The 25,963-nt window shown below is 58.5% G+C and carries 24 protein-coding genes; 5 read left to right on the top strand and 19 right to left on the bottom strand.

What is annotated here, in order from left to right; all coding sequences use genetic code 11:
* Positions 1–63: 63 nt before the first annotated feature.
* Positions 64–672 carry a LysE family translocator gene (locus tag CH74_RS00795; protein WP_048305573.1) on the bottom strand — a complete coding sequence of 203 codons (609 nt, stop codon included), beginning with the start codon at positions 670–672 and terminating at the stop codon, positions 64–66.
* A gap of 78 nt (positions 673–750) precedes the next feature.
* The gene (locus CH74_RS00790; RefSeq protein WP_048305572.1) at positions 751–2,067 is read right to left on the bottom strand and encodes a hypothetical protein; all 1,317 of its coding nucleotides are present in this window, start codon (positions 2,065–2,067) and stop codon (positions 751–753) included.
* A 178-nt stretch (positions 2,068–2,245) separates the two neighbouring features.
* Here CH74_RS00790 and CH74_RS00785 point away from each other — a divergent pair, with 178 nt between their 5' ends.
* Together CH74_RS00785 and CH74_RS00780 are read left to right on the top strand one after the other, a co-directional pair.
* A complete protein-coding gene (locus CH74_RS00785; protein WP_048305571.1) occupies positions 2,246–2,503 on the top strand; it encodes an AbrB/MazE/SpoVT family DNA-binding domain-containing protein in 258 nt (85 codons plus the stop codon).
* Positions 2,500–2,907 (top strand): PIN domain-containing protein, encoded by a 408-nt coding sequence (locus CH74_RS00780; protein WP_048305570.1) that lies wholly within the window; start codon positions 2,500–2,502, stop codon positions 2,905–2,907. The genes CH74_RS00785 and CH74_RS00780 overlap by 4 nt, the downstream gene beginning before the upstream one ends.
* A gap of 149 nt (positions 2,908–3,056) precedes the next feature.
* Here the strand turns inward: CH74_RS00780 and CH74_RS18025 are convergent, their stop codons facing one another.
* The gene (locus CH74_RS18025) at positions 3,057–3,491 is read right to left on the bottom strand and encodes an MliC family protein (protein WP_082140225.1); all 435 of its coding nucleotides are present in this window, start codon (positions 3,489–3,491) and stop codon (positions 3,057–3,059) included.
* Positions 3,492–3,700: 209 nt separating this feature from the next.
* Here CH74_RS18025 and CH74_RS00765 point away from each other — a divergent pair, with 209 nt between their 5' ends.
* Together CH74_RS00765 and CH74_RS00760 are read left to right on the top strand one after the other, a co-directional pair.
* Positions 3,701–3,973, top strand: coding sequence for a type II toxin-antitoxin system Phd/YefM family antitoxin (locus CH74_RS00765; RefSeq protein ID WP_048305567.1), 273 nt, complete (start codon positions 3,701–3,703; stop codon positions 3,971–3,973).
* Positions 3,954–4,226 (top strand): Txe/YoeB family addiction module toxin, encoded by a 273-nt coding sequence (locus CH74_RS00760; RefSeq protein WP_048305566.1) that lies wholly within the window; start codon positions 3,954–3,956, stop codon positions 4,224–4,226. The genes CH74_RS00765 and CH74_RS00760 overlap by 20 nt, the downstream gene beginning before the upstream one ends.
* 65 nt (positions 4,227–4,291) lie before the next feature.
* Here CH74_RS00760 and CH74_RS00755 read toward each other — a convergent pair whose 3' ends face one another.
* From CH74_RS00755 to tnpA, 16 genes are all read right to left on the bottom strand, one after another.
* Complete coding sequence (locus CH74_RS00755) at positions 4,292–4,783, bottom strand: LysE family translocator (RefSeq protein WP_048305565.1); 492 nt, start codon at positions 4,781–4,783, stop codon at positions 4,292–4,294.
* A gap of 112 nt (positions 4,784–4,895) precedes the next feature.
* Positions 4,896–5,951, bottom strand: a complete 1,056-nt coding sequence (locus CH74_RS00750; RefSeq protein WP_048305564.1) for an ACP S-malonyltransferase — start codon at positions 5,949–5,951, stop codon at positions 4,896–4,898.
* Complete coding sequence (locus CH74_RS00745; RefSeq protein ID WP_048305563.1) at positions 5,948–8,146, bottom strand: thiamine pyrophosphate-dependent enzyme; 2,199 nt, start codon at positions 8,144–8,146, stop codon at positions 5,948–5,950. The genes CH74_RS00750 and CH74_RS00745 overlap by 4 nt, the downstream gene beginning before the upstream one ends.
* 56 nt (positions 8,147–8,202) lie before the next feature.
* The gene (locus CH74_RS00740; RefSeq protein ID WP_048305562.1) at positions 8,203–9,594 is read right to left on the bottom strand and encodes a VOC family protein; all 1,392 of its coding nucleotides are present in this window, start codon (positions 9,592–9,594) and stop codon (positions 8,203–8,205) included.
* A gap of 160 nt (positions 9,595–9,754) precedes the next feature.
* Positions 9,755–10,444, bottom strand: a complete 690-nt coding sequence (locus tag CH74_RS00735) for a hypothetical protein (protein ID WP_048305561.1) — start codon at positions 10,442–10,444, stop codon at positions 9,755–9,757.
* 207 nt (positions 10,445–10,651) lie between these two features.
* The gene (locus CH74_RS00730; RefSeq protein ID WP_048305560.1) at positions 10,652–11,170 is read right to left on the bottom strand and encodes an Hcp family type VI secretion system effector; all 519 of its coding nucleotides are present in this window, start codon (positions 11,168–11,170) and stop codon (positions 10,652–10,654) included.
* Between the two features lie 404 nt (positions 11,171–11,574).
* On the bottom strand, positions 11,575–12,225 hold the full coding sequence (locus tag CH74_RS00725; protein ID WP_048305559.1) for a sarcosine oxidase subunit gamma: 651 nt from the start codon (positions 12,223–12,225) through the stop codon (positions 11,575–11,577).
* Positions 12,218–15,259 carry a sarcosine oxidase subunit alpha family protein gene (locus CH74_RS00720; RefSeq protein ID WP_048305558.1) on the bottom strand — a complete coding sequence of 1,014 codons (3,042 nt, stop codon included), beginning with the start codon at positions 15,257–15,259 and terminating at the stop codon, positions 12,218–12,220. The genes CH74_RS00725 and CH74_RS00720 overlap by 8 nt, the downstream gene beginning before the upstream one ends.
* Positions 15,256–15,678: a sarcosine oxidase subunit delta gene (locus CH74_RS00715; RefSeq protein ID WP_048305557.1), complete on the bottom strand. Its 423-nt coding sequence runs from the start codon at positions 15,676–15,678 to the stop codon at positions 15,256–15,258. Before CH74_RS00715 ends, CH74_RS00720 begins: the two co-directional genes overlap by 4 nt.
* A gap of 12 nt (positions 15,679–15,690) precedes the next feature.
* Positions 15,691–16,941, bottom strand: a complete 1,251-nt coding sequence (locus tag CH74_RS00710; RefSeq protein ID WP_048305556.1) for a sarcosine oxidase subunit beta family protein — start codon at positions 16,939–16,941, stop codon at positions 15,691–15,693.
* 24 nt (positions 16,942–16,965) lie between these two features.
* Positions 16,966–18,264, bottom strand: a complete 1,299-nt coding sequence (gene glyA, locus CH74_RS00705) for a serine hydroxymethyltransferase (protein ID WP_048305555.1) — start codon at positions 18,262–18,264, stop codon at positions 16,966–16,968.
* A gap of 153 nt (positions 18,265–18,417) precedes the next feature.
* Entirely contained in the window at positions 18,418–19,920 is a 1,503-nt protein-coding gene (gene nhaC / locus CH74_RS00700) for a Na+/H+ antiporter NhaC (RefSeq protein ID WP_048305554.1), read from the bottom strand.
* A gap of 318 nt (positions 19,921–20,238) precedes the next feature.
* Complete coding sequence (locus CH74_RS00695; RefSeq protein WP_082140223.1) at positions 20,239–21,714, bottom strand: sugar porter family MFS transporter; 1,476 nt, start codon at positions 21,712–21,714, stop codon at positions 20,239–20,241.
* 179 nt (positions 21,715–21,893) lie between these two features.
* Positions 21,894–23,846, bottom strand: coding sequence for a pyrroloquinoline quinone-dependent dehydrogenase (locus CH74_RS00690; RefSeq protein ID WP_253272870.1), 1,953 nt, complete (start codon positions 23,844–23,846; stop codon positions 21,894–21,896).
* Positions 23,833–24,201, bottom strand: coding sequence for a hypothetical protein (locus tag CH74_RS00685; protein ID WP_048305552.1), 369 nt, complete (start codon positions 24,199–24,201; stop codon positions 23,833–23,835). The genes CH74_RS00690 and CH74_RS00685 overlap by 14 nt, the downstream gene beginning before the upstream one ends.
* Before the next feature lie 235 nt (positions 24,202–24,436).
* Positions 24,437–24,853, bottom strand: coding sequence for an IS200/IS605 family transposase (tnpA, locus tag CH74_RS00680; RefSeq protein ID WP_048305551.1), 417 nt, complete (start codon positions 24,851–24,853; stop codon positions 24,437–24,439).
* A gap of 21 nt (positions 24,854–24,874) precedes the next feature.
* On the opposite strand from tnpA, the gene CH74_RS19190 reads away from it, so the two are divergent.
* Positions 24,875–25,936 carry an RNA-guided endonuclease TnpB family protein gene (locus CH74_RS19190; protein ID WP_048305550.1) on the top strand — a complete coding sequence of 354 codons (1,062 nt, stop codon included), beginning with the start codon at positions 24,875–24,877 and terminating at the stop codon, positions 25,934–25,936.
* The last annotated feature ends 27 nt before the right edge of the window (positions 25,937–25,963 follow it).

Raw genomic sequence — 25,963 nt, 5'->3', positions numbered from 1 at the left:
GCCAGCGTCGAGGATTGGGAATAAACGCCATGCCTAGCCTAAAAAGCACGGCAACAAGCCCCATCATTCGGAAGTTGCCAGCCTGGCCCCGAGAAAACCGAAGGCCCCAGCGAAGGCGCGCCTGATCCATTGCAAGACTCTAGGCCGTCGGATCACGTAATCCCGAGCAAGCGACGCAAACGCGCCGTAACCGATGAAGACCACAAACGTCATCAGCATGAAGATCGCGGCAAGACCGACAAGTGCCAGGGTGGCGTTTTCGGCGCCCGGCGTCACGAACTGGGGCAGGAAGGCAAGGAAGAACAGCGACAGCTTCGGGTTCAATACATTGAGCAGCGTCCCTCTCACGGCGATACGCCGCATGTTCTCCCTGGTTGTATTGCCGGTAACGTCGAGGGCGCCGCCCTCACGCAGAATGCTCCAGGCCATATAGAAGAGATAAACCACCCCAAGATACTTGAACACCTGAAACATCAATGCGCTTGTATGCAACAGGGCCGCCAGTCCGAGGATACTAGCGACAGCGGCAGGCACGATGCCGAACGTGCACCCCAAGGCAGCGGCAACGCTGGCTTGAAACCCTCGACCCAGGCCAACGGCAAGCGTGTAGATCACACCCGTGCCGGGTAACAGCACGACGACGAATGACGTCAGCAAGAACTCCCAGGACATGGCGGCTTCCTATTCTTATTGAAAATAGAGTGTAGCCGATGGGTGCGGGATAGAGCTGACAAGATGGCTAGACTCACCTCACAACCAGAAATCGAGCCCGAAGATGCCTACCGATACCAATCCTGCCATCACTGCCGCATAGCCCAGGCTGTGCTTCATCATGCGGTAGCCGCTGACGCCGTAGCGCCCCTGTAGCGAAAGATTGATGCCCGAAAGAGGACCTACGGCGGTGCCCACCGCCCAGGCGCCGAGAGCGACGAAAGCGAACAGGGTCTGTTCGCCTCCCTGAAGATTCAGCATCGAGGCAAGCACCGACACGCCGATGATGGGATGCAGACCGGCAATGGCGCTTGCCACGATAGCCAGGAAGCTGATCACCCCTTGAACAGCGCCGAACTCGGCAAAAAGCGTCCATTCGCCGTTAGTTGCGGCATCGATCAGACTCGAAAGCCCCAAGGTGAAGAGCCCCGCGCAAAGAAAAAGAGAGATCTCGCCGCGCATGGCGGGCAGCCGCTCAAGCGTGTGCTGACGAACGCGCTTGAGCGTCCAGCGTGGTCCTTGAACCAGGTTGCTGAGCAATGCCACCGCCGGCAGCAGGAAAGTAATGATGCTGATGATCTGCAACCCTGGCAGCAGTTGATAATGAAAGAGCAGCACCAGCAAGGCCATGCCAGACGGCATCATCAGGCTGCGCGGCGAGAGAGAAAACCCTGCCACTTCCGAAAGATCGAAGCGTCGGGAAAGATCGATCAGCGTGACCACGCCGGCCAGCAGTGCCAAGGGCATGCCCACGGCCAACACATTCAGATAGGTCATTTGCGGCGCAAGTGTCATCACCACGCCCATGGAAGCAAAGAAAGGCGACCAGAGCGCCGCGCTGGAAAGGCCACGGTTGAGGGCCAACAGCTGGGGTAGGGAAAGAGGGCCATGCCTGGCAAGACGATCGCCGATCATGAATACCGTCGAGAGATTGAGAATGGTCCCCAGCAGATGGACGCCCAACCAGGTACCGGCGGTACCGCGTAATCCAGTGACGGAGCGCCCGAGAGAGCGTTTTCGGCGATTGCCGATCAACCCGATGAAACTGACCCCCACCAGCATCGCCACCACATGGGTATTGCCGTCGAGGATACCCGGCCAGCGCACGGACTCTTCATAATGGAGGTCGGTCAGCAGCAGCATGGCAAGCCCGAGCCCGGCGAGGACTCCTGCCTGAAGCCGGGTACGTTTGGGAATATCGCGCCACAGCAGCAGCGTCGCCAGCCAGAGGGCGTAGCCCACTAGATGCGGCACCGAAACGAAATCAGTGAAACCGAGAATCTGAAGCAGCAGGCCGGAAAGGATTAGCAGCCCGGCCAGTGCATGGCGCGGCAAGGGAGAAGCCGGAGTGGGCATGTCGGGTTAACGAGGCCGGTGACGGTTGGTGTGAGCAGCCTAACAGTTTGCCTTTCCCCTATCAGCTACCGCTGCTGTCCATTGATGAATTTGCTGACATCGCTTTGAAATTTACTATTCGCAAAAAGTAAAGCATACTCAGCGTTTATTCATCCTGATGCGTAAAGGAGCGAATCCTATGGCCAAGACTCTAGCTACCGTCAGCTCGAAGCGGCAAATCACGCTACCCATTGACCTCTGTCGGGAGATAGGCATCACGCCCGGCGACAAGGTCAAGGTGTTCATCCACGACGGTCAAATCACCTTGATGAGACAGCACGTTGGTGCAGCCGAGGGCGCGCTTGCCCATCTTTCGGGAGACCCTTCCCTCAGCGATGAAGACTCCTTGCAAGAAGCAGTGGAACAGCGTGATGCCAACCGGAAATCGGCGACGTGATCGCCATCAATACTAATGTGCTCTTGCGTTATCTATTGCAGGACGATGAGGCCCAAACGCACCGAGCCAAGGCGTTGATCCAAGGCGAAACACTGGTACTGATAACGGATATCGTGCTTGTCGAAACGCTCTGGACATTGAAAGGCAAGAAGTATCGTGCCGACAAGCAAGCGTTGATCGATGCCATCGAATGCTTGCTACAAGAACCGACGCTGATGTTCGAAGACGACGAGACGGTATGGCAGGCTTTGCAGGATTACCGGCAAACGAATGCAGATTTCCCGGATGCCTTGATTGCCAGAAAAGCCGCCTATCTTGCACGCTCGAAAGGCGAGCCGTACTCGGGAACCTATACCTTCGATAACCGCGCGCTTGCCCTGCCCGGTACCAAGGAAGTCAGGTGACGACCATAGCGCTTTGCTTCGTTCCACGCGATGATTTCATCTGACAGACTCTGCTGCCACCGTCGACAGTAAGCAGCAGAGCGCTCATATCTCATTTTTATTGAGTAAACCTTTCTACATATCTACACATGACGCCTTGAGCGTACCGTTCAAGACTTATCAAGACGGCAGGTTTGCAGTCGTTCAGTCTCCTGGGCATTGTCACCGGTGAAGCGGCTCAGCCATGCGTCACTGCCCTTTCCCCACCACTCCAAGCCGGAACCTGTCGTTAACCCTGCATGGCCGATATAACGACTGCCACTGGCCGATACGGCAGGCGCAAGGCCAAAGAGCTGATCCTTGTAGTGAAGTACAAGAAGAACGGGGCCATCCTCGTTGCCTTTCTGCGTTGTCACGTATCTTGCTTCTATTACCTGATTGTTATCGCAGGTATAGCGGTAAGTCCTTTGTTCAAACTGCAAATCACCGGCTTGGCTGACGCTCGAATTTTTGGAGCCTGAAGCACCACCGTTGACGCATCCTGCCAATGCTATGGAGGTGAATAGCAATGCACCAACAACAAGATTGGATGACCTTAGATTCATGGACGATACACTCCTTTCACAAGCCTCGCGGCAAGATCGTGCAAAAACTCATGTCGCGTCAAGCCAATTTCGATCAGGCGCTGACGCTTGCAGCATGCCCACTCTTGGAGTGGAGACAAGACCGCAACGAAAAGATTGTCGCTGTGCTTGGCCTTGTCCTGGCTATTGCGATATAGTCGTACTGAAATCCCGTACGTAATGGTAAAGTCATGGACGTTGTCAGCGTGAACAAATTTAGAGACAACCTGAAAAGCCTTGTAGAGCAAGTCATTACCAGGCACGAACCTCTAAAGGTGACACGTCGTGCCGGAGAGGCTTTCGTGGTCATGAGCGCCGACGACTGGGAAAGAGAACAAGAAACCTTACATGTTCTTCAGAACCAAGATCTGATGCAACAGATTGCAGCCTCTCTCGATACTCACAGCAAAGGGAAAGGATACTCACCTGATGATGAGCAGATGAATGAGATCACTGGTATTTGAAGGCAGCACTTGGGAAGCCTATGAAAAAATACGTGAGAAAGACAAAAAGCTGCATAAGGCTCTCTGCAAACTTTTGAAGGAAATGCTCCGCTCTGATGATCCAGCGTCCGGCATCGGCAAACCTGAACCGCTTAAACATAACTTATCAGGCTTTTGGTCAAGGCGTATCTCGCAAAAAGACAGGCTCATATACCGGTTCGACGACAGGTCGATTTACATCTTCGCTATTGGAGGGCATTACGACCAACCCTAACGCCCGGCTCACGCGCCGGTTTAGAGCTGCAGACGGCGGAAAACCGGTCGCTGTACAGCCAATTGCTAAGCCTTTGCTATCAGATACGATCCTGCTCCAACCATTAAACCACCAGCCGTAACTTTAACTGCTCGTTCTGCTCTATAGTTAGTGGCAAATGACGCAACACCCCCTGCGAAATAGGCATAGCCCAATTTGACACCACCAACTGCGACTATGGTTATCACTGCGATTATTGCTATATCCAATGTTCCGATAGTGGCCAAATTAACAAAGGCAGGGAACAAGCTCGCGTAGAAAAATATAGCCTTTACATCACCGAGAGTGAGGAGTAACCCCGAGAAAAAGCTGCCCACGACTTCTGCAAGCGCTGCCATTCCCAAAACAGCTAAAAACACAAAGACAAGATCACCGGCGACAATTCCCACCACAACAGCACTTCCGTTTGAGAATCCGGCAGAGCAGGAGCGAGCAACGACTAAGGCGACGCTAGTACTGGGAACTAGCGCTAAAGCTGCCATCGCTGCAAAAAGAGCTAATATTTCGACGAGACTCATCGTGATTTCTAGGCTTAACAGTGATTAGATCGCCAGCTCATTTATTGACTTGAACACGCGACTGCATTTATCTGAGCGCCATTTTGATCCCAAACAGCCAGTTGCCCATGCCCTACCCCACCACCCACTCCCGCTGCCCCTCTATCCCCATACTGATCAGCCTTGGCTCACTCTGCTGCATGGTCTGGAAGGCCGCCTTGCTGTCGAGTCCCCACCAGTTGAGCTGAATCAGCGTCTGGGCGACAGCGCCACCAAGAGTAGAACCGGGGCCGGGAATGACGATGCGGTCCGGGGCGAACTCGCGCACGCCCACCTTGAGGGCGGCGGTGAAATCATAGGGCGTCACCAGCTGTTCGCCGAGGGTGTAGTCCCGCAGTGCTTCGGGGTCGGTGCTCCAAGGGGTCCAGAGCTTGCCGCGGCCGTCGATCAGCGGTACTTCGGGCGCCTGAAACGGCGTCGCCGGCAGGCGCGTTCTGGCCTCGGCCTTCACGCCTTCCTGCATCGGCGTGTGAAAGGCGGCGTGCTGATGCAGGCGCAGGGGAAAACGCTCCAGCGACGGGAGTTCCTCGCTGAGCCGCTTGAGACCCGCCTCGTTGCCGCCGAACACCAGCATGCCGCCAAGGTCGATGGAGAGATAAAGCTCGCTGCCGTCCTGGCCGTGCAGTCTCTCGATCAGCGCCAGCAGTTCCCGGCGATGCTCGGGCTGGGGCCGCCACTGGTCGTCGACCCAAGGGTAGAGCAGCTGACCGCCGTTGAGGGTGGTCTGCATCAGGTGACCCATGGTGTTGATCAGGGTGAAGGCGTCGTCCTGTGACAGCGCGCCGCCGAGGGCCAGGGCGATGTACCAGCCCATGGAGTTGCCGGTCACGGCGCAGATCTCGTAGCGCTCCCGGTCGATGGCCAGCACGTCCGCCAGGGCGCAGGCGTAGATCAGCGGCGAGGCGTGATCGCCACGCCCGTGCAGGCTCAGGCGAAACGGGGTCTCGCCGTCGAGCTCGCTCAAGGTGGGCTGGTCCTGCTCGCGGCGCAGCGCATCGAAGCGCGCAAGCCACTCGCTGCCGGCGGCGTGGCGCGTTAAGGAGCCCCACTCCGCCTGGTTGTAGGTGCCGCGCCCGGGGCAGACGATCAGCAGGCGTTCCTTGGGGGTTGGTGGGGTCAGCTCACTCATGTCCGGCTCCCTGTTGCGGTGCGTTCAGATGCGGTCTGCCTGGCTACAAGGCCTTCGGCACGCTCACAAATCGCCGCGACCGAGGGCAGCGTGACCGTCGCCGCCGGTCCCAGGGAAATGAAGCTGTCCTCGGCGGTCAGGCGGTGCAGACGATGGGATTCCATGCCCCGCTCCACCAGGCCGGTGATGACTTCCTCGCTGGGCGAACCGCTACGGCGACATTCGTCCACGCACAGCACCTGGGCGCAGTCGGCCACCCGGCGGTGGAGCTCGTCGTGATCCAGCGCCGTCAGCCAGCGCAGGTCGATGATGCGAAGCGCAATGCCCTTGGCCTCGAGCCGCTCCCGAGCCTGATGGGTGAGATAGACGCCGTTGCCATAGGTGACGATCGCCAGGTCGTGCCCCTCGTCCCACTGGCCCAGGGACCCCACGGGCAGACGATACTCCGGCCCGGGATCAGGGAAGCACCAGCGCTGATCGCCTTCCTCAATAAGATCGCGACAGTGATAGAGGGCAATGGGTTCGAGCATCACCACGATGCGCTGCTCCTCGTCCGCCAGGCGCACCGCCTCCTGCAAAAGGCCCGCCGCATCCGCGGCGTTCGAGGGGCAAGCCACCAGCAGACCGGGAATGTCGCGCAGCACGGCGATGGCGTTGTCGTTGTGGAAATGCCCGCCGAAGCCCTTCTGGTAGCCAAGACCTGCGATGCGTATCACCATGGGGTTGGTGTACTGCCCTTTCGAGAAGAAGCTCAGGGTAGAGGCCTCGCCGCGCAGTTGATCTTCGGCGTTGTGCAGATAGGCCAGGAACTGGATCTCGACGATGGGCACGAAGCCGTTCTGAGCCAGGCCGATGCCCAGCCCCAGAATGCTCTGCTCGTCGAGCAGGGTGTCGATGATGCGATAGGCGCCGTACCTGGCCTGCAGCCGCTGGGTTACGCCGTAGACGCCGCCCTTGCGGCCGATGTCCTCCCCGGCCATGACCAGGTGCGGATAGGCTTCCATCAGCCGATACAGGGTCTGGCTGAGCAGCCGGGCCATGGTGGCCGGCGTTGCATCCACCTCAGCTTCGATGGGCTGGCGACGGCTGGGGCGATGCGGCGGAACGATGGAGGCCATCACCGCCTCGGCGCTTTCCAGCTTGGGCTGACGAATCGCCACTTCCGCGACCTGCGCCACCCGTCCGCCGATGTGGTGATAAAGCGCTTGAATGGTCTCGGGTTCGAGCACGCCATGACGTATCAACAGACTGGCGCTGTACAACAACGGATCGCGGGCATCAAAGGCCTTGATCTGCTTCGCCGTCAGGTAGGACTGCTGGGCGTCGGAGCCGGCGTGACCCATCAGGCGCACGCAGTGCATGTGCAAAAACACCGGCTGCTTGAGGCGGCGCGCCAAGCGCTCTGCCTCGCGGGCGGCGCGGTAGGTATCAAGCAGGTCGAGCCCGTCGCAACTGATGTAGTGAAATCCTGGGCGGCCGCGCATGCTCTGTTCGATCCAGCCGGCGGGGGTCGGCGTGGAGATGCCGATGCCGTTGTCCTCGCAGATCATGACCAGGGGCATCGGCGTGCCCTGATAGGCCGCCCAGGCCGCCGCGTTGAGGGCACCCTGGGTCGTCGAGTGGTTGAAGGAAGCATCGCCGAAGCTGCACAGCACCACGCTGTCCGTTGGCCACTCCCCCGACCCGCGGATGCGACGCCACAGGCCGAGGCCATGGGCGGCGCCCACCGCCTTGGGCAGATGGGAGGCGATGGTGCTGGTCTGAGGCGGCACGTTGAGCGCCTTGGAACCCAATACCTTGTGGCGACCACCGGAGATCGGATCTTCGCTGGAGGCGGCGAAGCTCAGCAGCATGTCGTAGGTCGGCGTCTGGCCGGGCAGCTGCTTGCTGCGCTGGATCAGAAAGGCCGCATCGCGGTAGTGCAGGAATGCCGGATCCGTGACACGAAACGCGGCGGCGATTGCGGCATTGCCCTCATGGCCAGAACTGCCGATGGTGTAGAACGCCTCGCCGCGGGCCTGCAGGCGCCGGGCATGCAGGTCCAGCTGGCGGCTGAGCACCTGGGACTCGAACAACTCCGCCAGCATCGGCGCCGTCAGCCCCACTTCATCGAGGCGCCACGCCTGGGCGGGGCTCGGCCAGTCGCCGTCGCGCAGTACCTCGAACAGGCGCTCTTCCAGAGGAAAAGGATTCATTGTTGTTTGGCTCCTTGATCGGTTTCGCTGACCCTTGCATGGCAGGTGGGCAAACCCTAACCATCGATTTCAAGTTTGGAGGCTTTGGCCAGGCACTCGCGCACCCGCTTGATCGAGCACTGTTCAAGGGCTTCGTATAGCGCCAGCTCATCGGTCACGGGTACACCCAATGCTGCCTCGAAGGCCTCGCGGTTGGCATTACCGGCATAGGCGCCGTTCTCGCTGCCGCCGAGATTCGACTGAAAGATACCCGCCGCACTCACCGGCAGAAAATCCTCGTAGGTGATCGGGCGGGCGCTGACCAGCCCCTGTTCGATCAAGGCTTCCAATTCCTTTTCCTCGCCGCATTCGGCTCCTTCATCACGTCCTTTATCGGTGAGCCGATAATCGAAGAAGGCCAGACCTTCGCGGCGAAGCTGCGTCTCGCTATCCGGAAACTCAGCGAAGGCCTCGGCTAGCGTTCGTTGATGGGCGTCGTTATCAAGACCTGCGGCTTGCTTGCGGGCGCTTGCCAGCAGACGATCATAGAGGGCTCGGCCCTTGGCGGTCAGCGCCGCACCGCGCTGCTCGATTTCACCGAAGCGGGCGGTATGGGTGCCCTGGTGCTCGCCGTTAAAACGCACCGACTCCTCTAGAGCTTTGAAACTGGTCTGGCGTAGCAAGATCGGGCAGTCGCGCCGGGGTGGGCCCTCGATCACCGCCTTGGGATTCATGCCGGCATCCGGCATACGCCGCTGGGCTTCGTCGATATTCAACGTACGTGGCGTCAGATGGTTGATGTGCGGCCCGCGGAAGCAGACCACGTCGGCGATCAGGCGGTGTTCCTCGAGCAGCGCCTGATAGGTTTTGATATCCACGGTGGCGTCCTGATGCCAGCGAAAGGTCTCCAGCGCCTCCTCCACGAAACGATCCGCTTGCGGGTCGCTGAGACCGCCTTGTTCTGCGTGGAGCGCAATAAGCTCCCGAGCGCCCGGGGTAAAGATGTCGCGCTCGGCGAGAATGGCGGATGCTCGCTCGCGCAGCTCGACACTCTCGATCAGTTCCAGGCGCAGCAAGGAGGTAAACACGCGAAAGGGATTGCGCTCGAGCGCTGCCTCGTCGATGGGTCGAAATGCGGTAGCGTGCACCGGCACGCCGGCCTCGGAAAGATCGTAATAACCCACCGGCTGCATACCCATCACTGCGAACAGCCGGCGCAGCATGGCAAGTTCTTCCGACGTGCCGACGCGGATGGCGCCATGGCGCTCGACGTCCAGCCGTCCTAACTCGCCATCGGATTCAAGACGTTCGGCAAGGACGGGGTTGGCCGCCAGTGTTTCCTGGTTGACCTGTTCGACGAGCTCCAGCAGCGTGCCGTAATGGGGCACCTCCGTCTGGTACATGGCGGATAAGGCCTGAGAGAAACGGTTGCGAATCTCGTCGCTGGAGACGAAGGTTGTGCTGTTCATGCATCTTGCCTCATCAATCTGTTGTTCGGGGGTTATTGAATACCCTCTATGGTACACGCGCTCAATTCAATCTTGAGAGCGCCAGCAAGAGACAAACGAAAAACTCCGCCTATCAAGGCGGAGTCGTTGTGATTCATAACGAGATTGAGTTGCAGAATGCCTACAGACCAAAATAGCCCGGCGGTACATAGGCATCGGCGAACAAGGGCCTGTTTGAGTTGAATAGCTGAGCCGGCGCTTGAAACTGCAACGACAGCACGCAGGTTCCTTCACCGTTCTTTCCTACCATCTTGATGCAGCCGTCCTTTTCGCTGGCCACGAGCATGTTATTGCTGGCCTGCTCATAGAACGCCTTGACCTGCAGCCCTTGTTCGAGGGTTGCCTGAGGCACGCCCAGCCCTATCAAGGCCTGAAGGCCTGCCTGCTGTAAAGATGCGTGCAGCTGCGCCTTCATTTGTTCCGGTGTCATTGTCTGCAGTGCCATAGGCGCTACCGGTACACTGGCAGGCGCCTTGTCCTGCTCACTTTCCTGGTCTTTATCCTGAAAGGGATCCAGCATCGAAGCCGCGAAACCAAGACCAAAAGACCTGCCCAGGGACAAGCCGATGCCGGCGTTGCTGCTCAGCAGTATGGCAGTGCTAGCGGTGGCGAGCATGTTGGACATCAAAGCCTGGTAGGGGGAGCCTTCTTCGTCTGCCTCTTTGGCTGCGTAGAAGCCATCCGTTGGGCCCAAACTATCACCATGATTTGTTCCATAGGCGGGCGGGATCGGATCGCTTGCGGAGGTTGCGCAACCGCTAGCCAATACCGCCAGCGCAATGGCGCTTATGAAACGCATGATGATGGTCATTGAATGGTCCTGCATTCGACGTGTGATTAATCTCCTCATCAATCTATCATCGCCTTATCCCCATCAAGCGCTGGAATAACGCGATTAATAGGCCCATTTCGTGGCAAAAGATTCGAGGCAAAAGAAAAGGTGAGCTGAGCGACAACGTCGCTCAGCTCACCTTTAGCGTGATACCTGTTGCTTACCGGTACGCTTGAGTAATCGGGCTTACGCCTCGATCGGGGCGCGCCAGTCGTCGGAGCCGGAGGTGCCGGCAACGGTGTGTTCCCACTCGATCTTGCGATAGGCCAAGGAAACGTCCATCAGCTGAGTGAACTCGGACTGAGTCGAGTCCTGGGCGTGAGGCATGCGCAGGTTGATGTCGACGATGGTGGCATCAGTCAATGACGTGGTGAAGAAGTGCTCCTGCTTGCCTTCTACGGAGGTGCGATACCATTTGAGTTCGACGTTCGGCAGCATTTCGCCGGAGGCCAGAGCGTTGTACATCAGCGGCACGGCCTTGTTCAGCGCCACGGTGAAGATAAACGGCTTATGGGCGCGCTGGCCTGCGGGCTGGCCGGACTGCGGGTCGGTAGGCACGGTAACGACGTGCTTGAATTCCTGCACCAGCATCTGATCTTCATGACCTTCGACATAGATGTTGCCGACAGAATCCGGAGTGAAGGCGCCGGCGGTGATGTTGCCCTGAGTACGGCCTTCGATGCTGATATAACAAGGAGTTGGCATGATCTTCTTTCCTAAATGATGGTTGAGAACGTCCTGCGGACACCTTTTATAGGGCAGCTACCGTGCCACTCTCTGAACGATCATTTAGAAACAATAAGTTACGTATTTTAACACTCAAGGATGGAAAATTCATGGGCAAGAACTTGCCAGTAAGCGAGCGAGAAATTGCCTGATAGGCAAGATCTTGCTCTATTTTTTGTTCTTTCGACGCCCGATATCGTCAGTGATGACCGTGGAAGACGACTCACTGCAGTTCCATACCCTACCCCGAACGATTATTCATGGCGTCTACCCTTCGCGAAGACACACTTCCAATCAATATTCTCGTTTGTGTACCAATAACCGCTAAAAAAAGGCCGGGATATTCTCCCGGCCTTTGCTCATCTATCTAGCGCATCTTTGATTCAGGGCTTCACGCCTATTCCAAACTCTTCGCCGGCATCCAGCAGCCAGCGGTAGCAGTAGTCGGCGAAGCTTCTGCGCAGCACCAGCTCGTAGCGTTCTTCGCTGGGTCTGCGCAGGATGGCGCTGGACTTGGCGAACACGATGCTGACCGCCTTGCCTACCGGAAAGTTGGCCGGATGCACATCGTAGGGCACGGACTTCATCAGAAGCTCTCGCGCCTTCTCCCCGGACAGCTCGACCAGGGTCTGGCCGCCACTGACATTGAGGATGGCAAAATGCGCATTGCCGAGTTTCTCCCGCAGGCGATTCTCAAGATCGAACTCCTCACCACCGGGCACGATGACGAGCCATTCATCCGGGGACATCCACTGCACGGAGCGCTCACCGCTATCGTCGTGAGCCAGCCCCAGGGGGCGCCCAGGCAGGCTCATACCGAGTACGTCACGCACCGCCTCGTCAAGGACGATGGCGCCACCGCGCAGGATCAGATGACCGAGAAAAGGCTTCTCTTCGAGCACGACCTGACTCTGCTGGGTCGGTTTCGGTGCGTTGCCTTTGTGATAGGCCACAGATAACGGTGACTCGGTCGCGATATCCTTTTCAGGGCGCGTATCGAAGACAGCGACGTTGCCGTAAGTCTGATCAGACATGTTGACGCTCTCCTTTAGGATCGATGAATACGGTGCTGACGATCTCGGCTTCATGGGTCACGCCATCGGACATGGGCAGATACACCTTCTGGCCCATGCGTTCCTGACCGCCCTTGACCACCGCGAGAGCAAAGCCGTGCTCCAGGTTCGGGCTGTAGTAGCTCGAGGTCACATGCCCCTGCATGCTCATGGGAATCTCTTCATTCGGATCGAAGACGATCTGGGCGCCTTCTTCCAGCACCACCGTCGGGTCCGTGGGCTTGAGACCCACCATCTGCTTGCGATCCTTGCGCGCGGTATCCGAACGAGACAAGGCGCGCTTGCCGATCCAGGAGTAAGGCTTGTCGTAGCCGATCGCCCAATGCATGCCCAGGTCTTCAGGCGTTACGGAGCCATCCGTGTCCTGTCCGGCAATGATCAACCCTTTCTCGGCCCGCAGCACGTGCATGGTCTCGGTGCCGTAGGGGGTCAGATCGTACTTCTTGCCGTGCTCAAACAGGGTCTTCCACACATGCAGGGCGTAGTTGGCCTGAACGTTGATCTCGTAGGCCAGCTCCCCGGTGAAAGAGATACGGAACACCCGAGCCGGCACGTCCGCGACCTTGCCGTTACGCCAGTCCATGAACTTGAACTGCTCTTTGTCCAGATCAATGTCGGTGACTTCCGAGAGCAGCTTGCGCGCATCCGGTCCGGTCACGGTCATGGTGGCCCAGTGATCCGTGACCGAGGTGAAGTACACCTGCAGTTCCGGCCATTCGGTCTGGTGCCACAGCTCGAGCCACTCCATGACCCCGGCGGCACCGCCGGTGGTGGTGGTCATCAGGAAGTGATTCTCGCCCAGGCAGCTGGTGGTACCGTCGTCCATCAACATGCCGTCGTCTTTACACATCAAGCCGTAACGAACCCGACCCGGTGCCAGCTTGGCCCACTTGTTGGTGTAGATACGCCCCAGGAACTCCCGGGCGTCCGGGCCCTGAATATCGATCTTGCCAAGCGTCGTGGCATCCAGGATGCCTACCTTGGTGCGCACCGCCAGGCTCTCCCGAGAGACCGCCTCGTGCATGGTCTCAAGCTTGCCATTGACCTTGCGCGGGAAGTACCAGGGGCGCTTCCACTGGCCCACGTCCTCGAACTCGGCGCCATTTTCCACATGCCACTGGTGCATGGCGGTATAGCGTTCCGGATCGAACAACTCCTTGGCGTGACGACCTGCGATAACACCAAAGGTCACCGGGGTATAGTTGGGACGGAACACCGTGGTGCCCACTTCCGGGATCGAGCGCTTCAAGAAGCGCGCGGCAATGGCCATACCGTTGATGTTGCCAAGCTTGCCCTGATCCGTACCGAAGCCCAGGGCGGTGTAGCGCTTGACGTGCTCGATGGACTCGAAGCCTTCTTTCGTCGCCACTTCAATGGCCGAGGCAGTCACGTCGTTCTGCTGATCGACGAACTGCTTGGGCGCGCGCAGGGTCGGCTTTTCATGAGGCACTTGATAGAGCGCACAGGCCGGTGACTCCTGAGGAGAATCCGTGCCGGGCAGCTCGATATCCTGAGTAGCATCGATGCCGCTTGCCTTGGTCGCCTGAGCGCCAGCTTTGGCACCATCGCGCAGCACCTCTGCCAGGGTGTAGATACCCTGCACGCCGCCAGCGAAATGCATCCCCGTTACTTCGCCGGGCACGAAACCCAGAATGTCGTCGCGCCAAGTAGGACGCGAACCCGTGTGGGATGCCAGATGTACCACAGGGCTATAGCCGCCGGAGCTTGCGATGGTGTCGCAGACGAGCTCTTCCACCTGACCGGTCACGGCAAAGCGCTCAGCGTCGATCTTTGCCACTCGGGCGCCGGTCACACGATTGGCGCCCTTGCCTTCGATCACCGCGGACCCTGTGATAAGACGAATGCCCTTGGACTGGGCTTCCTTGACCAAATCACCGTCCGGATTGGCCCGAGCGTCGACGATGGCGATTACTTCACGTCCCGCCTCGGCCCAATCCAGCGCCGCACGGTAGGCATGATCGTTGGTAGTGGAGAGCACCAGCTTGTTGCCCGGTACCACGGCGTAGCGCTGGATGTAGTTCGAGACCGCGCCGGCAAGCATGTTGCCCGGTACGTCGTTGTTGGCGTATACCAGCGGCCGCTCATGGGTGCCCGTGGCCAGTACCACCTGATCGGCGCGCACGCGGTGCAGCCTGGAGCGAACCTGGCGACGATTGTTGACCATTGGCGCCGTGTCGCCCAGATGCTCGGTGCACCGCTCATGCAGGGTCACGAAGTTGTGATCGTGATAGCCGTTGGCGGTGGTGCGTGGCAATAGCGTCACGTTGTCCATGCCCGCAAGGCTTTCCAGCGTCTTCTCGACCCACTGGGCAGCCGGCATGCCGTCCAAGGTTTCACGGCTATCAAGCAATGAGCCGCCCATCTCTTCTTGCTCGTCGCACAGAATCACCCGGGCGCCGCTGGTAGCCGCGGAAAGTGCTGCAGACAGACCCGCCGGGCCTGCACCGACCACTAGCACATCGCAGTGCTGATTGAGATGATCGTAGATATCCGGATCACTTTCCTTGGGGGAGCGTCCCAGTCCGGCACCCTTACGAATGTATTTTTCGTAGGTCATCCACATGGAGGCCGGTGCCATGAACGTCTTGTAGTAGAAGCCCGGCGGCATGAAGTGACCGCCCAACTTGCCAACCCAGCTCATCATGTCCTTCTGAACGTTGGGCCAGCCGTTGGTGGAACGAACGGTCAGGCCGCCATACAGTGCCTGCTGGGTGGCGCGCACGTTAGGCACTTGCCCCGCCTCTGTCTGACCCAGCTGGAACAGCGCGTTGGGTTCTTCCGCGCCGGCAGCGACAACGCCTCTGGGGCGGGAATACTTGAAACTGCGATTGACTATATCGATGCCGTTGGCCAACAGCGCCGCCGCCAGCGTATCACCGGCATAACCCTGGTAGGACTTGCCGTTGAAAGTGAAGCTCAGTGCCTTGGAGCGATCGATACGACCGCCTTGCTGCAGACGATTGGTCTGGGTCATACCGATTCCTCCTTATTGACTCGGCTGCGTGACTCGCTGCTTTCATTCAGCGCAACGGTTTCAGGACGAGCGCCCACGGTCTGCCAGCCGGCATCCGCGGCTTGAACGCCGGACTGCTTCTGCTTATCCGCCAGGCTCTCTGCGGTTACTGCCGGGCGCTCACCCATGCGGTAAGTCTCGAGAATCTCGTAGCTTGCCGTATTGCGGGTAATGTTGAAGAACTTGCGGCAGCCTATGGAGTGAACCCACAGCTCGTGATAGATGCCGCGAGCGTTGTCTCGGAAGAACAGATAGTCGCCCCACTCTTCATCCGAGCAGTTTTCCGGATCCGCCGGCCGGGCGAGGTGCGCCTGGCCCCTGGGATGAAACTCTTCCTCTTCGCGATGCTCGTCGCAGTAAGGGCAATGGATATAGAACATGTTGGAATCTCCTTAGTGCGCGACACCGGCGGCGCCGTGTTCATCAACGAGTGCCCCGGTGTTGAAACGATCGATGGAGAACGGTTCAGCAATGGGGTGCATTTCGCCCTTGGCAAGGCTCGCGGCAAACACGTGGCCAGAACCCGGAGTGGCTTTGAAACCACCGGTCCCCCAGCCACAGTTGAAGAACAGGCCCTTGACCTTGGTCTTCGACAAGATCGGGCAAGCGTCTGCACAGGTGTCGACGATGCCGCCCCACTGACGGTTCATGCGCACCCGGGAGAACATCGGGAACATCTCGACGATCGCCTGCAGGGTATGCTCCACGGTGGAGTAGCTGCCGCGCTGACCATAGCCGAGATAGCCGTCGATGCCTGCCCCGATGACCAGATCGCCCTTGTCCGACTGGCTGACGTAGCCGTGCACATGGTTGGACATCACCACGGTGTCGAGAATCGGCTTTAGCGGCTCAGATACCAGCGCCTGCAACGGGTGTGATTCCAAAGGCAGCTTGACGCCCGCCATCTTCGCCACTACTCCAGAGTTGCCTGCTACCACGCAGCCAATGGTCTTGGACTCGATATCGCCACGGTTGGTATGCACGCCGTACACCTGACCGTCGCGAATCTTGAAGCCCGTTACTTCGGTGTTCTGTAGCAGATCGACTCCCAAGGAGTCCGCTGCCCGGGCGTAGCCCCAGGCCACCGCATCGTGGCGGGCAACACCGGCGCTCTTCTGCCAGGAGGCCCCCATGATCGGATAGCGGGCACGCTTGGAGGTATCGATGATCGGCACGATCTCCTTGATCCGCTCCGGTGTGATCACCTCGCTATCGATGCCGTTCAAGCGGTTGGCGTTGACCCGGCGCTGAATGTCGCGCATGTCCTGAAGCGTGTGGCCCAGGTTCATGACGCCACGCTGGGAGAACATCACGTTGTAGTTGATGTCCTGGGACAGCCCCTTCCACAGATCCAAAGAGTGGTTGTAGAGTCGCGCCGCCTCGTCCCATAGATAGTTGGAGCGCACGATGGTGGTGTTACGGGCGGTGTTACCGCCGCCCAGCCAGCCTTTCTCGATTACGGCCACGTTAGTGATGCCGTGGTTCTTGGCCAGGTAGTAGGCAGTAGCCAGCCCGTGGCCGCCGCCCCCGACGATGACCACGTCGTACTGCTTCTTGGGCGTAGGGTTACGCCACTGACGCTGCCAATTCTCGTGATGGCTGATCGCGTGCTTAACCAACCCAAAGCCGGAATAACGTTGCATAGGAAGCCTCCCAGGCGGGTGTTCTTAAGCGTTAGCGGTTTCGCGAACGCTATCTGTTTGTTCAGCATAGACCGGATGACGACCGCATACCTCAGCGACTTTCTTGCGGACTTCTGCTTCTACGTCGCTGGTGTCATCGCCTTTGGCCAGCACATCGAGAATGTCGCAGATCCAGCCAGCCAGGGCCGTGCAGTCTTTTTCGTCAAAACCACGACTAGTCGCCGCTGGGGTACCGATACGCAGCCCAGAGGTGACGAAGGGGCTTTGCGGATCATTGGGTACCGCGTTCTTGTTGACGGTGATGTGTGAACGCCCCAAGGCCGCGTCTGCATCCTTACCGGTCACGCCCTGCTTGATTAGCGACACCAGGAACAGGTGGTTGTCGGTACCCTTGGAGATCACGTCATAGTCGCGCTCCATGAACACCTTGGCCATGGCTCGGGCGTTGTCGATGACCTGGGTCTGGTAGCGCACGAAGTCCTGGCTCATGGCTTCCTTGAAAGCCACGGCTTTGGCAGCGATCACGTGCATCAAGGGGCCACCCTGCTGGCCCGGGAATACCGCGCCGTTGAGCTTCTTGTGCAGCGCCTCGTCACCGCCGGCAGCGAGAATCAGACCGCCACGAGGACCGCGCAGGGTCTTGTGGGTCGTGGTGGTGACCACGTGGGCGTGGGGGATCGGGCTCGGATAGAGATCCGCCGCCACCAGGCCTGCCACGTGGGCCATATCTACTAAGAACCAGGCACCGACTTCATCGGCGATGGCGCGGAAACGACGCCAGTCCACCACGCGCGCGTAAGCAGAGAAACCAGCGATGATCATTTTCGGCTTATGGCTGCGGGCCAGGCGCTCGACTTCCTCGTAATCGATCTCGCCGGTCTCCGGGTTCAGGCCGTACTGCACCGCGTTGTAGTATTTGCCGGAGAAGTTCGGCGCCGCGCCGTGGGTCAAATGACCACCGTGAGCCAGGCTCATGCCCAGTATCGTATCGCCGGGCTTGACCAACGCCATGAAGGCGGCGGCATTGGCCTGGGCACCGGAGTGCGGCTGCACGTTGGCGTAGTCCGCACCAAACAGGGCGCAGACACGATCGATAGCCAGCTGCTCCACCACGTCGACGTGCTCACAGCCGCCGTAGTAGCGCTTGCCTGGGTAACCTTCCGCGTATTTGTTGGTCAGCTGGGTGCCCTGGGCATCCATGACGGCTTTGCTGGCATAATTTTCTGATGCGATCAGCTCGATGTGTGCTTCCTGGCGCGCCACTTCGTCATCAACGGCGGCAGCGACTTGTGGATCGAAATCCTTAAGAGATGTTGTATTCATGGTCTGCTCCTAGTTGCGCTAAGCGCTGTCATCGAGCGCTGTTCGATTGCACTCTCACGATCGCTCTGTTCTGATTTGGCGATGCTTGTATCTACAAGCTAGTGAGAGTGTGTCTTGGGTACCAATCAATAATCCAAATGTGGTTATTTGACGCTAGTTGACGCGATAAACCCGCGAACGCGTCTGGTTCTGGACATAATCCACGTCCATGATCTCTTCGCCCTGAGCTTCCCATCTGGCTTCTTCTTCCTTGCTCGCCTTGGGCGAGAACCAGCCGGTCCAGGCATAGAGAATGCCGATCAGCGGCGACAGCCAGCAGGCAAAGGCCAGCGGGATGTACAAAAGATGCTCCATGTTGCCGCTGTAGACACCCAGCCCGAGCGAGGTAATGACCACCGCCCCACCGGCATTCCAAGGAATCAGCGGCGAGACCAGAGTACCGCCCTCTTCCGTGGCGCGAGACAGATTGAGCATGGAGTACTTCATGCCACGATAGACCGGCCCGAACATGCGCCCGGTCAGGGTGATCGATAGGTACGGGTCGCCGGCGACCACGTTGGTGGCGATGGCGCTGCCGATGGCAGAAGACTGCAGAGAGCCGAAACTACGCGCCCGCTTGACCACTGCTTCAATGATTGCCTGCATGCAGCCGGTACTTTCCAGAATGCCGCCGAAGGAAAGCGCGATCAGCAGCAGAGTGATCACCCAGGTCATGGACTGGATACCGCCGCGATTGAGAAGCCCATCGATCTCCTCTACGCCGGTGGTGATCTCATAACCGGAAAAAGCGTAGGCAAAGATGTCCTTGACCGGAGCGTCCTGAAACAGCAGCGCCGTCAGGCCACCGAGTACCACCCCCATGAACAGAACCGGCATGGCGGGCATGCGCATAACCGCAAGTCCGATGACCAGCACCACCGGCAGGATCGTCCACAGAGAAAGCGTGAAGTTGTCCGCAAGCCCGGTATTGATGGCGGTAATACGCGCAAAAGATGCAGCTTCGTCTCCTACCATGCTAAAACCGGCAACGGCATAGATGATCAGCGCAATCAGCATGGCCGGCAGCGTAGTCGGCATCATGTTGCGAATATGATCGAACAGATTCACCCCGGTCACTGCCGGTGCCAGATTGGTGGTGTCCGATAGCGGCGAGACCTTGTCACCGAAAAAGGCACCTGAGACCACGGCGCCAGCGGTCCAGTAGACGGGTATGCCAAAACCGGCACCGATCCCCATCAGCGCAAGACCCACGGTACCGACCGTTCCCCAGGAGGTGCCGAGGGACACCGAGACTACGGCGCACAGAATCGCTGCCGCCGCCAGGAACACTTCCGGGCTCAGCACGTCAAGGCCGTAGTAGATCAATGTCGGCACGGTACCGCTGGAAATCCATACCCCGGTAATCATGCCAACCAGAATCAGGATGCCCACCGCTGGCAGACCGATGCTGACCACGTGCAGCATGCCCTCTTCCATGTCCTGCCAGGCGCAGTTCAGATAGCGGCCCAGTACGGCAGTAAGTGCAATGCCGATCACTAGAGGTACATGGGGCGTGAAGGTATCGAATATGAACAGCTGCGTTCCCAGTACCAGAAAGGTCAGTACGATAGGCAGTAGCGCTAAAGGCAAACTGGGCTTGCGACAACTTTCGATCATAATGTCACTCCTTTGGTTATATTATATTTATCGCAAGAGGTAATGATTTTTGTGCATCATTAATAGCGGAGAGATACTGCGAGGAATTGAATAAATGCGCCAAGTTTATTGCCGAAATATTTTACGTTCTAACTCGCTGTTTTCTAGGGCAAAAGACGCATTTGAATAGCAAATGGCGAGATTAAACAAAAGTGTTGTATGTTCAAACTAGAAGGTATGGCGGCTTTTATCCAGCCGACTCGCCCAAAGGCAAGAGGGCGGATCAATTCGATCCGCCCTCTTGCGTACTGCTGAACGTCTTTAGCAGCCAAGTCAATTTTACTGTGCGCCGGACCGAGCCCTGAGAGATGACGCGCCCTTCTGCGAGTACTTGTCCTTGAACTCCCGGGCGAGCTGTTCGAGGGACTTGTTGCGGGTTTCTGGCAGATAGAGTTTCACGAAGATAAAGCCAAGCAGGCTCAATACGGCGAAACCACCGAAGCCAAACGCCGCGCCAAAGTCCGCTGCCACGTTGGGAAATGCCAGGGAAACACCGAAGTTCGCCGCCCATTGGAAAAATACTGAAATGCCCATGGCGAAGCCACGTATCTGCATGGGAAAAAGCTCCGCCAGGGCCAGCCAGGTGACGGTTGAGATAAAGCACTGCTGGAAGAAAACGAATATTGTCATCATGGCGAGAATCGCGATACTTCGCACATCCCCAGTCGACATGAACAAAAACATGAACATGATGGTGAGATGGCACGCGATGACCGCCAGCTGACCCGTCATGAGCATCGGGCGCCGATCGTAGTGGCGCACCAGATACATGCCCAGCAGCACACCCAGCATGCCCATCACGCCTACCGCGATATTACCCGACACGGAAGCGCTGGCCCCCAGGCCGGTCTGTTCGAGCAGCGTGGGAGCGTAGTAGACCACCGCGTTCACCCCGGCCAGCTGCTGGCAAAGGCTCACACCGATCCCGACGAGAATCAGCACCCGTGCCCAACGCGCGGCGAGATAGCGCATCACTCCGGAACCCTGGCTGTCGCTATTGGGGTCTGAGTGCCACTCGGTGATCTCCTTGAACTCCTTTTTCGCATCATCCGGGGTGCGCAGCTTGCCCATCACCTCGCGCGCCTTGTCCTCTTCGTCGTGGCGCACCAGCCAGCGCGGCGACTCGGGCAGAAAAAAGCAGCCGATGAACAGCAGCACCGCCGGCACCAGCGCCACCCCCAGCATCCAGCGCCAGATGTCGGTATCCGAGCTAACGACGCTGATGATGGCGTTGACCACGCTGGCGGTGAGCTGTCCAAAGACGATCATCAGCTCGTTGGTATTGACCAGTCGGCCACGACGTTGAACCGGCGCGACCTCGCCGATGTACAGCGGCACCACTGCCGAAACGCAGCCCACCGCCAGACCCAGGATCACCCGGAAGACGACCATCTCGATGATGTTGGTGGACAGGGCACTGCCCAGAGTGCCGATGCCGAACAGGATGGCGGCAATGAGAATGACCCGGCGACGACCCAAGGAGTCCGAGAAGCGCCCGCCGAGGGAGCCACCGAAGGCCGCTCCGATGAGCAGACTGCTGACCACGATGGACTGCTGACCCGCGGAAAGCCCCAGATCGTCGGCGATATAGAGCAGCGCGCCGGAAATCACCCCGGTGTCGTAGCCGAACAGAAAACCGCCCAGGGTTGCAATCGCTGCGATGAATGACATGCGGCGATGCGCAGTCTTACCGTTTGTGCCCTCCGGGCTTGCGTGGGTGCTCGTACTCAAGCTCATTGTCGACCTCCTTGTCATTGGCTTGCCATGGATGAGCCAAAACAAGCTTTCTTACGTGAATAAACCCGCACGCATCCATGCTCGGGTCAAAGAAACGAGGGTTGTTCAAAGCAAAAACGAATCGATTGTTGCTAGACAAGCGGGCCCAGGGACGAGCCCACCGTATTTCTGATACTTTCAAAGGCCTGTGCGGGACTTCATTGCGGCAGGGCATACACCGCGAGCTGGTCGCCCACCTGATCCTTCATGATCGTGTTGCCGCCGGCGACGAAGGCGACATATTGGCGACCTTCGTATTCATAGACCGCCGGGTTTGCCACCGCCGGTGCCTCGGCCTGGTCTTCCCAGAGCTCTTCACCGGTCTCAAGGGAATAGGCGCGCAGTTTAGCATCCATGGTCGAGCCAATGAAGATGACACCGCCTGCCGTTACCGCCGGCCCGCCGATGGTGGGCGAGCCCCAGCTTTCCGGCATGAAGAAGCCATACTGCTGCGAAGCCCCCACCGGACGGCGCCATTTGATATCGCCGCTCGTCATATCGAGGGCGACGATCTCACCAAAGGGCGGCTCCCAGCAGGGCATCCCGAGCCAGTTCAGCGCCGTCTTGAGACGCATGCCATAGGGCGCGCCTTCCTGAGCGGTAAATCCGCTCTTGTTGCCGGATCCACTGTTCGCTTTTTCATAGGCCTCGCGCCCATAGAGTTTGACGTACTGCACGATATGCGAGGTGTTCACGATTGCCGTCTGGCTTTCCGGATCGAAGGCAACGCCGCCCCATTGGATGCCACCGGAGCTGTCCGGGTAGGTCAGCACCCCCTCGCCTTCCGTGGTGGGCGGGGTGTACATGCCCTCGTACCAGAGATCGTCCCAGAGTCTGGAACACTGGCCGAGCCCCACGGCATCCGCGATCCACCAGATCGCCGGTTTCTCGGATTGATCGAGCAGCGGTACAGGCTTAGTCGGGAAGGGCTGAGTGTCGGCATAGACCTCGCCGTCCACGGAGCCATCGCCGCCAGGCACCGGACGCTCCTCGATGGGCCAGACGTCCTCCCCGGTCTCGCGATTCACGACGAACAAAAAGCCCTGTTTGGTGGCCTGGATCAGCGCCGGCACCTCTGCCCCGTCCACAGTGATGTCCATCAGGGTCGGGGCCGAATTGGTGTCGTAGTCCCAGATATCGTGATGCACCCACTGACGTGACCAAACTACCTCTCCGGTCTCGATATTCAGCGCCGTGGTGGAGGTGGCCAGGGGCACGTCCTCGGTGCGATTGCCGCCCCAGTAGTTCGGCGAGGGGGACGAGACCGGGAGATAGACAAGCCCCAATTCTTCATCCGCGGACATATGGGTCCATACATTGGAGGTGCCGCTTTTCTCCCGCAGATCCTCCGGCAGCGCTTCAAAGGTCCATTCGCGCTCACCGGTACGGGCATTCAGCGCAAAAACGGTTCCTGGTGGCGCTTGCTCATAGGCCCAGTCCTTACCCGCCCAACCCAGAATCAGTCGATCGCCGATCACCGTGGGCGGCTGCAGAAGCGACAAGGGCCATTTATCGTTGGTGGTGTTCCACTGATTGACATTGAGTACGCCATTGTCAGCGAAGTCTTTACAAGGTTTGCCGGTATCTGCATCTACCGCAAAGAGCTGCGCATCCATGGTGCCGAGATAGACGATCTTCTGACAGCTCTCACCTTCCTTGGGATCATCGGCTTCCCAATAGGCCACGCCGCGATTTTTCAAGGCAGGCTGGGTCAGCGCCTTCAGCGTGGACTGTGAATCGAAACTCCATTTCTCCTCCCCGGTGGCCGGATCCAGCGCCAGAATGCGGTAAAACGGCGTGCCGATATACAGCGTGTCGTTGGCGAATATCGGCGTCGCGGACCAGACCGTGGGGGCCATGTCACCAGAGCCATCGGACACATCCCCGGTATGCACCTCCCAGACCTTTTCCAACTCGCCCACGTTCTCTGCCGTGATCTGGTCCAAGGGACTGTACTTCTGGGCGTTCAACTGACCGTGGAAACTGTCCCAAGTCGGTGTTTCGGGTACGAGGGGGGCTTCTCTTGGGCCAGTAGAGAAGCCGGTATGGCAAGAAGCAAAAGTGCGGCGGCTTGCATCGTTCTCATGAATCAGCTCCTCAAGAATAGACAAAACGATTGGCGTTACTGCCGTGACGCGCCATATCGAGAATCAGCCCGAGAAGACCGACCACCATGGCAACCCCGATCCACCACTGATGCAGAAGAAGCCCTGCAACGCAGGTGCCGACAAGACCGACGAGGAGCAAGATACGCAAGGCGATGAGGGCACCGCGGCTATTTACAGCAGCCAGAATGAGCGCCATGACCGCAAGCGCGATGCAGGCCAAAATGACGACAAGCGCCCCGATCGAGCCATTGACGCCAGTGAGCGGTGCAAAGTAGGCATAAAGCGCGACGCCGAGCCCAACAAGGGAGGCGATGAACACTAGGATGGCGCCGGCTTTGGACGATAGAGACTGGGGCATGGGCTGTTATTTCCTTATAAGACTGAACTGATCCAATTCTAGTATCGAAGCCATTGATGCAATGCTTGCGTGTCTTGCGATACGGGTTCCATTCCAAGGTTAGTCTGACATCCCATAGGGATTAAAAATATAATTTAAGACATCAGATATAAAATGCCACAGCATTTATCGAACATCGCGAAAAACCTCGTACTTCTAGTGCGAGGATGGATAGCGAGGAGCGCGAGAGCGCTCCCTAGTCCGGCCTCGATTGCTGCTCAATGTACTGTTTGACCATGCTTAAGGGTGCGCCTCCGACACTTCCCGCAAAGTAGCTTGGGCTCCACAGCGAGTTCTTCCAGTAGGCGGGCTGCACCAGTTCAGGGTGTAGCAACTTCATCCGCCGGCTGGATACTCCCTTCAAGCTATTCACCAGCTTGGATACCGCCACCTTGGGCGGAAAGTTGACGAGCAGATGGACGTGGTCGGTTTCACCGTTGAACTCCCTTAGCTCTGCCTCGAAGTCTCGACACACTCGGTCGAAAAGCAATTCGAGGGATTTGAGATGCGCGCTGGTGAACACCTTGCCCCGATACTTGGTAACAAAGACCAAGTGGGCATGGAGTTCAAAAACGCAGTGCCTTCCTGCTCTGATAGATTGTTTTGTCTCCATAGACCAAGTATACTCGAAGACATGAAACAGACCAAGACATTAAAAGTGAGAGTGAAGGACAAGCACGCCGCCGAGCTTAACCGCATGGCTCGCGGCGTGAATTTTGTCTGGAACTACCTCAACGAACTGTCTTCCCGAGCCATACGGGAGAAAGGGCTGTTTCTGTCTGCCTACGACATGCACCCCTATACCAAGGGGGCCGGCAAGGACCTCGGCCTGCACAGCCAGACCTTGCAGTGTGTTGCCGCCGAATACGTCACCCGTCGCAAGCAGTTCAAGAAGACTCGCCTACAGTGGCGCAAGTCCCGGGGCGTGCGTCGCTCTCTCGGCTGGGTGCCGGTCAATACCGGCGCAGCCAAGTGGAAAGATGGCCAGGTCTATCACAACGGCACCTACTTCAAGATCTGGGATAGCTACGGCCTGTCGAAATACAAGCTCCGTGCCGGTTCGCTCAACGAAGACAGCCGGGGCCGCTGGTACTTCAACGTGGCTGTCGAGGTGGACGTTCAGCCAACGCTTGGCCAAGGTGCCGTTGGCATCGACCTCGGTTTGAAGGACGTGGCGACCTGTAGCGATGGCGAAAAGCTGGAAAACAGCCGCTTCTACCGCCGCATGGAAGACAAGTTGGCGACAGCCCAGCGTGCTGGTAACAAGCGCCGGGTCAAGGCGATCCACGCCAAGATCAAGAACCGGCGCAAGGACGCGCAGCACAAGTTTTCCCGGAAACTAGTCAACCAATACGGCGAAATCGTCGTGGGCGATGTTTCCTCAACCAAACTCGCGAAGACCAAGATGGCCAAAAGCGTCTACGACGCCGGCTGGTCGCAATTGAAAACGATGCTGGAATATAAATGCGCTCACGCAGGCATCGTCTTCAAGGTAGTTCGCGAAACCAACACCACCCGCGCCTGTTCGTCGTGCGGCTCGCTCAGTGGGCCGCAGGGCGTCAACGGGTTGCGAGTAAGAGACTGGGAGTGCGGGGAGTGTGGTGTACTCCACGACCGGGACGTGAATGCGGCCCGGAATATCCTCAGTCTCGGGGCAGGACGTTGCCCTCAAGAAGTTGGAATCCCCGTCCTTTAGGGCGGGGAGGACGTCAATGTCTCATCG

It is taken from the genome of Halomonas sp. PR-M31 (assembly GCF_001039575.1).
Lineage (GTDB): Bacteria > Pseudomonadota > Gammaproteobacteria > Pseudomonadales > Halomonadaceae > Modicisalibacter.
Note: the sequence above shows the minus strand (reverse complement) of the source record. Positions and strands in the feature narration are given on the sequence as shown.